At 67.2% G+C, this 3587-nt stretch carries 6 protein-coding genes; 2 read left to right on the top strand and 4 right to left on the bottom strand.

All coding sequences use genetic code 11. The features are described from left to right. Window positions 1–191: 191 nt before the first annotated feature. The 4 genes from N7333_RS24170 to N7333_RS24185 form a co-directional block, all read right to left on the bottom strand. Window positions 192–521: a DUF2025 family protein gene (locus N7333_RS24170; RefSeq protein WP_003245780.1), complete on the bottom strand. Its 330-nt coding sequence runs from the start codon at window positions 519–521 to the stop codon at window positions 192–194. Window positions 522–689: 168 nt separating this feature from the next. Continuing rightward, window positions 690–1079, bottom strand: a complete 390-nt coding sequence (locus tag N7333_RS24175) for an NUDIX domain-containing protein (RefSeq protein WP_129481601.1) — start codon at window positions 1077–1079, stop codon at window positions 690–692. Between the two features lie 42 nt (window positions 1080–1121). After that, window positions 1122–1823 (bottom strand): YebC/PmpR family DNA-binding transcriptional regulator, encoded by a 702-nt coding sequence (locus N7333_RS24180; protein WP_012019290.1) that lies wholly within the window; start codon window positions 1821–1823, stop codon window positions 1122–1124. A gap of 171 nt (window positions 1824–1994) precedes the next feature. Then, on the bottom strand, window positions 1995–2126 hold the full coding sequence (locus N7333_RS24185) for a hypothetical protein (protein ID WP_003245775.1): 132 nt from the start codon (window positions 2124–2126) through the stop codon (window positions 1995–1997). A gap of 227 nt (window positions 2127–2353) precedes the next feature. Here N7333_RS24185 and N7333_RS24190 point away from each other — a divergent pair, with 227 nt between their 5' ends. Further along, entirely contained in the window at window positions 2354–3064 is a 711-nt protein-coding gene (locus tag N7333_RS24190) for an NADPH-dependent F420 reductase (RefSeq protein WP_129481600.1), read from the top strand. Window positions 3065–3132: 68 nt separating this feature from the next. Next, window positions 3133–3587, top strand: a 455-nt coding sequence (locus N7333_RS24195; RefSeq protein ID WP_279859499.1) for a DUF1176 domain-containing protein, incomplete at its 3' end; no start/stop codon positions are given.

The raw sequence follows: 3587 nt of genomic DNA on the forward strand, positions 1-3587 counted from the left end.
GCAAGCTGTGGCTGGGCGGCGTCGTATTGCTGCTGATCGGCGTGGGGCTTGGCGCCGTCGCGATGCGCTTGTTGGGGTGAGGTGTACGCGCGGGTTGGTGCGCATGGCGCACCCTACGGGTGGTCGCCGTTCGACGCGACTCTGCCGTAGGGTGCGCTGTGCGCACCGAATGCCCCGAGCCACGCCACCTCTCAAGCCGGTGTCAGACGCCTGCGCTCGGCGCGGATCTCCGGCAAATCGCTGCGGCGCAGGTAGACGCGCAACGGTTCGCTGAGGTTGACCCGATCGTCGATGCGCTGTTCCTGCAGCCAGGCCAGGCGCTGGCGATCCAGGCGCATCAGCGCGCCGTCGTCGACTGCCCAGACGTATTCGCAGGTAGGCGTGATGGTTTCGGCCGGTACGTCGAGGCCGAAGCTGTCTTCGGAAAAACGCAGCAGGTGCTGGCCGGTCTTGGCGTTGAAGCCGACGAAGCCCTGCAGCTGGTCGGCGGCCTGGCAGATCTGGGCGGAGCTGATACTCATGGCAAACCTCGGGTTCCTGTGGGGTTTGCACGCAAAACGAAGGGTTCTGGTTATCGGCGCAGCCTAACGTCAAAGGGGGCGTTGCGGCCTTGCCGTGGATCAAGAAACCGCCGGGAGCGGTTCTTGCCGCTACTTGAGGTGGCCGTCAGGCGGGCCACCCTGAAGCGACTACAGAGCGGGTAACACCTGATCACGCAGCAGCGGTGCCAGGTCATCGGGCAGGGGCAGGGTGGTGTCGAGCCAGCGCAGTTCCTCCAGCTCGGCGGCTGGCTGCACGGCGTGGGGCAGGGCGGCGCGATAGATGTCGGCCTGTACCCAGGTGTCGGCCTCGTTGGCGGCGGGCGCCTGGAACTGGCCGAGCGGTCGCAGCGCGCCGGCGTCCAGCTGCAGGTTGAGCTCCTCGAGCAGTTCGCGTTCCAGTGCCGACAGGGCGTCTTCCCCTGGCTCGCGTTTGCCGCCGGGCAGCATGAAGAAGCGGGTATCGCGTTTGCGCACCAGCAGCAGACGGCCTCGTTCGTCGAACAGGCAGGCGGCGGCGATATGCAGGGTGGTGTTCATGGGATGAGCAGCGGGCGCCCCGTTCGGGGCGCCCGCCAGGCGTCAGCCGGCCAGGCCGACGTAGACGTTCTGCACGTCGTCGTGACCGTCGATGGCTTCGAGGAAGGCCTCGACTTCTTCCATCTGCTCCGGGGTCAGGCTGGTCACCGGGTTCTTCGGGCGGTAGCCGAGCTTGGCCGAGTTGACGGTGAAGCCCTGCTCCGGCAGTGCCTTGCACACGGCGTCGAGGTCGGTCGGATCGGTGATGAACAGGGTCGCACCCTCGTCATCGGGGACGAAGTCCTGTGCGCCGGCCTCGATGGCGGCCAGTTCCGGATCGGCGCCATCCTCGGTGGTGGCTTCGATCAGGCCAACGTGGTCGAAGTCCCAGCTGACCGAGCCGGACGCACCGAGCTGGCCCTTGCGGAACAGCACGCGGATCTCGGCCACGGTGCGGTTGACGTTGTCGGTCAGGCACTCGACGATCAGCGGCACCTGATGCGGGGCGAAGCCTTCGTAGAGAGTGCGCTCGTAGTTGATCACCTCACCGGACAGGCCGGCGCCTTTCTTGATGGCGCGCTCCAGGGTGTCCTTGGGCATCGAAGCCTTCTTGGCCTGGTGCACGGCCAGGCGCAGCTTGGGGTTCATGTCCGGGTCGGCGCCGTTGCGCGCGGCGATCATGATTTCCTTCACCAGCTTGCCGAAGATCTTGCCTCGGGCATTGGCGGCGGCTTCTTTGGGTTTGGCTTTCCACTGGGCGCCCATCTGGGGTCTCCTGGCCGATAGGTGAGACGGCGTCGCGGCGCGCGAACGGCGGCCGGACGATCGGTTAGGCTGCGGATTCTAGTGCGTTGCGGCGCCGGCGGCACGTGCAATTTCCGCCCGGCATGATCGCTGGGAAGGCGCCGGCGCAGAGGGGCGCGCCGGCGGGGTGGTTCAGAGGTCGGGTGAGTGGCTGCCGAGCAGGGTTTGCCCGTGCTTTCGGGTGCGCTTGGCCAGGCGTTTCTCCTGGGCGGTCTTCAGCGGCTTTTTCTTGTGTTCCTTGTGCGAATCCAGACTCTTGCTCATGGCGGTATCTCCGGTAAAGGCATCATCGATTGGGGAAAAGAGTTCTCGGCACTTTCACCTCCTCGGCTCCCGGAGCCCGCTGTCATCTTGCATTGCCATCTGAGCATAGCTGCTGGCCATGAATCGGGCGGGAAACGCGACGGGTAACATGCAGTAGCGAATCGGCCGCAGGCGTGGCGGCAGGCTTTTCTATGCTTGCCCTTTTCACGCTGCTCAAGGAGGCCGTCATGTCCCGCCTTTTTCATCGTCTCGCCGGCGCCGCGCTGGCCTTGCTCATGCTGCTGGGGGGCGGCCTGGCCTCGGCGCAGCAGGAAAGCCTGCGTATCGGCATCATCGGCACCGGCAACATCGGTAGCGCACTGGCCCGGCTTTGGGTAGAAGCCGGGCATGAAGTGATGATCTCTTCCCGCCACCCCGAACGTTTGCAGGCGTTGGCCGACGAGCTTGGGGAGCGTGCGCGCGTCGGCACGCCGCGTGAGGCCGCCGCCTTTGGCGAGGTGATCCTGCTGGCGGTGCCCTATGCCGCCACCCCGCAGGTCGGCCGCGACTATGCCGCCGAACTGGCCGGCAAGGTGCTGCTCGATGCCGGTAACCCCAGGCCGGAGCGCGACGGGCCGATGGCCGAGGAGGCCGTCGAACTGGGCGCCGGGCTGGCCTCGCAGCAGTTCCTGCCAGGCGTACGCCTGGTGCGCGCGTTCAATGCGATCTCCGCGCACAACCTGCGCAGCCAGGCCCATCGCCAGGGCGAGAAGCTGGCCATCCCGCTGGCCGCGGACGACCAGGCCGCCCTGCAGGTGGCGGCGCGTCTGGTGAGCGACGCCGGCTTCGACCCGGTGATAGTCGGGCCGCTTTCCAGCGCCAAATCCTTCGATTTCAACAGCGGCGTCTCGGCGCGCATGCCGACGGCGCGGCAGCTGCGCGAGGCGCTCGGGCTCTGAGAGGCTTGCCTGGCGAAAGCCGGCGGCAGAACATGGCGGTTCTGCGCAATCGTCAAAAGGAGTTGCCCATGTCGCGTTGCAAGCCGATCGCGGCGCTGTTGCTGGTTTGCGGGCTGGCCGAGGCGGCGCCCGAGCAGGTGCCGCTATACCGGGAAATCAAGGATTGGGTGGTGGCCTGCGACAACCTTCGTGGTTGCCAGGCGCTGAGTGCCACCGAGGATTACGGCCACACCCCGCTGCGGCTCGAGCTGCGCCGCGCGGCCGGAGCGCAGGCGCCGTTGCAGTTGAGCCTGCGCTATGCCGGGCAGACCGAGTATTTCCCGCTGCTGCTCGACGGCGAGCCGCTATCGGCCGTCGCTGATGCCCTGCAGCTCACGCAGGACGACGATGAGCTGCTTCTTACCGCCGAGGGCGCCGAGGCCCAGGCGCTGTTGGCCGAACTGCGCAACGGCGAGCAACTGCGCATGGCGGTGGACGGCGAGGACGAGGCTGTGGTGTCGCTGCGCGGGCTGTCCGCCGCGCT

This window comes from Pseudomonas sp. GD04158 (genome assembly GCF_029834875.1).
GTDB lineage: Bacteria > Pseudomonadota > Gammaproteobacteria > Pseudomonadales > Pseudomonadaceae > Aquipseudomonas > Aquipseudomonas hydrolytica.

What these genes read in the sequence shown, in the direction of transcription:
- N7333_RS24170 (WP_003245780.1), bottom strand. Translation starts at nt 521, where the DNA reads ATGAGTATCAGCTCCGCCCAGATCTGCCAGGCCGCCGACCAGCTGCAG.
- N7333_RS24175 (WP_129481601.1), bottom strand. Translation starts at nt 1,079, where the DNA reads ATGAACACCACCCTGCATATCGCCGCCGCCTGCCTGTTCGACGAACGA.
- N7333_RS24180 (WP_012019290.1), bottom strand. Translation starts at nt 1,823, where the DNA reads ATGGGCGCCCAGTGGAAAGCCAAACCCAAAGAAGCCGCCGCCAATGCC.
- N7333_RS24185 (WP_003245775.1), bottom strand. Translation starts at nt 2,126, where the DNA reads ATGAGCAAGAGTCTGGATTCGCACAAGGAACACAAGAAAAAGCCGCTG.
- N7333_RS24190 (WP_129481600.1), top strand. Translation starts at nt 2,354, where the DNA reads ATGTCCCGCCTTTTTCATCGTCTCGCCGGCGCCGCGCTGGCCTTGCTC.